This window comes from Ruegeria sp. AL2 (assembly GCF_056540845.1).
In genome coordinates this window covers 1-3,325 of record NZ_JBQFXM010000053.1, presented here as the reverse complement: position 1 = coordinate 3,325, position 3,325 = coordinate 1, and the positions used below count along the sequence as shown (strand labels likewise).

Here is a 3,325-nt window from a genome sequence, read left to right as displayed (position 1 = left end):
GGGCGCGGGCTTCGAGGTCGTGGTCGTTGATCCAGCCCAGCGTATGGGCGATTTCGTCGGGTGATCCGGTTTGCAGGCCTTGCCTGTCCTGAAGCGTGCGCACGAAGTTTCCGGCGTCCAGCAGGCTTGCATGGGTTCCGGTATCCAGCCAGGCATAACCGCGTCCCATGCGGTTGACGCTGAGCAACCCGGCCTCAAGGTACATTTCAAGCAAGGTGACAATCTCAAGCTCGCCGCGTGCAGACGGTTTTACGGCGCGGGCCCGTTCAGGGGCAGAGCCGTCCAGAAAGTACAGCCCGGTCACGGCGTAGTTCGATGGCGGCACTTGAGGTTTCTCGACAATCTGGGTGACGGCGCCAGCCTCGTCATAGGCCACGACCCCGTAGCGTTCGGGATCAGCGACCCGATAGCCGAAGACGGTGCCTCCCGTCTCTTTGGCGTCTGCCGATTGCAGGATCTCGGGCAGGCCGTGCCCGAAGAAAATGTTGTCGCCCAGCACCATGGCCGAGGGGGCACCATCCAGAAAGTCTTCTGCCAGAATATAGGCTTGCGCTAACCCGTCAGGAGAAGGTTGAACAATCCAGGTCAGGGACAGGCCCCATTGGCTTCCGTCGCCCAACAGGCGCTGAAACTGCTCCTGATCCTGCGGCGTCGTGATCATCGCGATGTCGCGGATCCCGGCCAGCATCAGCACCGAAAGGGGGTAATAGATCATCGGCTTGTCATAGATGGGCAAAAGCTGCTTCGAGACGCCCATCGTGATCGGATAAAGACGGGTACCTGACCCGCCTGCCAGAATGATACCTTTGCGTTTCTTGCCGTTCCGGGTCGTCATGTGCCGAGCTCTCCAAGGTCTTCAAGTATGCTGTGCAGGCCCGCCTTCCAATCCGGACGGGGCACGCCCAGGTCCGTTGTCAGTGTCGTGCAGTCCAGGCGGCTGTTCAGGGGGCGTTTCGCGGGGGTCGGGTATGCGCTGGACGGGATGTCTTCGACATTGCAGTCAATGCCGGCCTGATCGAAGATCTCGCGGGCAAAATCGGCCCAGCTGACATCAGGGCCACCGCTGCAATGGTAAATTCCGGTCTTTTCATCCGGGTTTGTCAAAAGGGCACGGGCCGCGCCCACACAGGCCCCGGCCAGTTCCGCCGCCGGGGTTGGCCCGCCAATCTGGTCTGCGACGATCGTCAGGCGGTCACGCTCTTTGCCGAGGCGCAGCATGGTTTTGACGAAGTTATGTCCATGTGACGACACCACCCACGAGGTTCGTATGATTGCATGGGGTCCGCCCGCCGCAATCACACCGGCCTCACCCGCCAGCTTGGTGCGCCCATAAGCGCCCAGCGGGCCGGTCGCGTGGTCGGGTGGAAACGGGGCCGTGCCCGCCCCGTCAAACACATAATCCGTCGAGACCTGAACAAACGGCAATCCGCGCCCGGCCGCAGCTTTGGCCAGCGCCGTGGGCGTGGTTCCGTTGATCAGCAGGGCAAGGTCTTCCTCCGCCTCGGCCTTGTCGACGGCGGTATATGCGGCGGCGTTGATCACCGCATCCGCATCGGTGTTGCGAACCAGGGCCGCGCACCCTTCGGGATCGGTAAAATCCGCCTTGTCGCGCCCAAGCGCTTCAACCGAGATTTCCCCGCCACACCGGATCAGTTCCCGGCCCAGCTGACCGGTCGCCCCGAAGACCAGAAGTTTCATGCGCTGACCCCCAGCCGTTCGCCAACGCCGGACCGGCCTTGCAGGGACCGCCACCACTCTTCATTGTTCAGGTACCATTCAACCGTTCTGCGCAGACCCTCCTCTACCGTCACGGATGGGCGCCAGTTCATTTCGTTGCGCATCCGCGAGGGATCGATGGCGTAACGCGCATCATGCCCGGGGCGGTCTGTGACAAAGGTGATCTGGTCCGCATAGACCCCCTGCGGTTTCGGGCGCAGGTCGTCCAGGATCGTGCAAAGCGTCTGCACCAGTTCCAGATTGCTGCGCTCGTTCTCGCCACCGATGTTGTAGGACCGGCCGACAGCCCCCTTTTGCACCACCAGCAAAAGCGCGTCGGCGTGATCCTCGACATACAGCCAGTCGCGGACATTCGAGCCGTCACCATAGATCGGCAGCGCCTTGCCCGCGATTGCGTTCAGGATCACAACGGGGATCAGCTTTTCAGGGAAATGATAGGGTCCGTAATTGTTCGAACAGTTGGTCAGCACCACCGGCAGGCCATAGGTCTCGTGCCAGGCCCGGACCAGATGATCGCTGGAGGCTTTCGATGCGGAATAGGGTGACCGCGGATCATAGGGAGTATCCTCGGTGAACTGGCCGGTGGGGCCCAGGCTGCCAAAGACTTCATCGGTCGAGATATGGTGGAACCTGAAAGTGTCCGGTTTTCCCTGTCCGGCCCAATAGCGGCGCGCCGCCTCCAGCATGTTGTATGTGCCCAGGACATTGGTTTCGATGAAAGCCCCCGGCCCGTCGATGGACCGGTCAACATGGGATTCTGCCGCCAGGTGCATTACCGCATCAGGCGCATGTTCGGCAAACACCGCCTTCAGGGCCGCAGGGTCGCGGATATCTGCGTGAACAAAGGCATAGTTCGGGTTCTCTGCAACCTCGGCAACATTGTCGAGGCAGGCCGCATAGGTCAGCGCATCAAGGTTCACGACCTGATGTCCGTCCGCAATGGCACGCCGCACGACCGCGGACCCGATGAAACCCGCACCACCTGTCACCAACAGTTTCATATTCTATCCTTCGTAAACAAACGGGCTGTCAAAATCGGCCAGCGCAGGCGCAATCCTGTCCTTGTCGCTCAGCACCGGGTTCCCCTGCAAGGGCCAATCAATACCACAGCTGTCCCAGCGCACACCCCCATCAGCATCCGCATTGTAAGAGCTGGTACATTTGTAGCAGATTTCGGTGTCGGGCTCTAACGTCACAAAACCATGGGCAAAACCCGCCGGCACCCAAAGCTGTCGCCCGTTCTCAAAGCTGAGCTCGATGCCGAAAGATTGCCCATAGGTCGGCGATCCCTTGCGGATATCGACAGCGACATCATAAAGCGCGCCCCGGCCCGCCCGCACCAATTTGCCCTGCGCATGCGGGGGCGCCTGAAAATGCAGGCCGCGCAATGTCCCCACCGCGGACGACAACGAATGGTTGTCCTGCACAAACTCCGGCAACACAACCCCAGCCTCTTCCAGCCGCGCCTTGTTCCAGCTTTCAGAAAAAAACCCCCGCAAATCCCCATGCCGCTGCGGGCGAATAACCAACACACCCGACAACCCCGTCCGCTCAATCTCCATAACACCTAACCTCAACCGTCTGTTGC

At 61.0% G+C, this 3,325-nt stretch carries 4 protein-coding genes; all 4 read right to left on the bottom strand.

The window, feature by feature from the left end:
• Positions 1 to 835 (bottom strand): glucose-1-phosphate thymidylyltransferase RfbA (gene rfbA, locus ACR0ID_RS20270; RefSeq protein WP_480608375.1); only part of this gene is annotated, 835 nt, incomplete at its 3' end.
• Positions 832 to 1,698, bottom strand: a complete 867-nt coding sequence (gene rfbD, locus ACR0ID_RS20265) for a dTDP-4-dehydrorhamnose reductase (RefSeq protein ID WP_480496656.1) — start codon at positions 1,696 to 1,698, stop codon at positions 832 to 834. The genes rfbA and rfbD, both read right to left, overlap by 4 nt.
• Positions 1,695 to 2,738 (bottom strand): dTDP-glucose 4,6-dehydratase, encoded by a 1,044-nt coding sequence (gene rfbB, locus ACR0ID_RS20260; RefSeq protein ID WP_480608372.1) that lies wholly within the window; start codon positions 2,736 to 2,738, stop codon positions 1,695 to 1,697. Before rfbB ends, rfbD begins: the two co-directional genes overlap by 4 nt.
• 3 nt (positions 2,739 to 2,741) lie before the next feature.
• The gene (rfbC, locus tag ACR0ID_RS20255; RefSeq protein WP_480521548.1) at positions 2,742 to 3,299 is read right to left on the bottom strand and encodes a dTDP-4-dehydrorhamnose 3,5-epimerase; all 558 of its coding nucleotides are present in this window, start codon (positions 3,297 to 3,299) and stop codon (positions 2,742 to 2,744) included.
• Positions 3,300 to 3,325: the final 26 nt, after the last annotated feature.

Bases quoted from the DNA above. Each gene is read 5' to 3' on its own strand.
- rfbD (WP_480496656.1), bottom strand. From the start codon at position 1,698: ATGAAACTTCTGGTCTTCGGGGCGACCGGTCAGCTGGGCCGGGAACTG.
- rfbB (WP_480608372.1), bottom strand. From the start codon at position 2,738: ATGAAACTGTTGGTGACAGGTGGTGCGGGTTTCATCGGGTCCGCGGTC.
- rfbC (WP_480521548.1), bottom strand. From the start codon at position 3,299: ATGGAGATTGAGCGGACGGGGTTGTCGGGTGTGTTGGTTATTCGCCCG.